This window comes from Flavobacterium sp. RSSB_23, assembly GCF_051547145.1.
Classification (GTDB): Bacteria; Bacteroidota; Bacteroidia; order Flavobacteriales; family Flavobacteriaceae; genus Flavobacterium.
Genome location: NZ_JBPTTO010000065.1, coordinates 1 through 421, shown reverse-complemented (window position 1 = coordinate 421; position 421 = coordinate 1). Strand labels below are relative to the sequence as shown.

Genomic DNA, 421 nt, shown 5'->3' with positions numbered 1-421 from the left:
ACCAGTGATTGTAGCCAATGATGATGCTATTAATAACATCAATGGCGCAGTAGGAGCAGTAGATGTACTAGATGCAATGGCCAATGACTTACTCAATGGCCAGCGAGCTAGCTTAACCCAAACAGCAATTACAATTATAAATCCAGCCACGTCAATAGGAGGTGGATTAGTGCCAACTTTAAACCCAGCCACAGGTAAAGTAAGCGTTCAAGCGGGCACCCCAGCGGGCATCTATACTATTGCATACCAATTGTGCGAGCAATTGAATCCGAGTAATTGTGACCAAGCTACCATCACTATTGCGGTAGACCAAGCCCCAATAATAGCTAACGATGATGGAGTCAGCAATATAAACGGAGCAAGTGGAGCCAGCAATGTATTAGACGTTTTGGCGAACGACACATTGAATGCTCAATTGGCT

1 protein-coding gene is annotated in these 421 nt (G+C 44.7%); it reads left to right on the top strand.

The window, feature by feature from the left end:
• A partial coding sequence (locus tag ACSVH9_RS16390) for a hypothetical protein (protein ID WP_438064640.1) occupies positions 1–421 on the top strand: 421 nt, incomplete at both ends.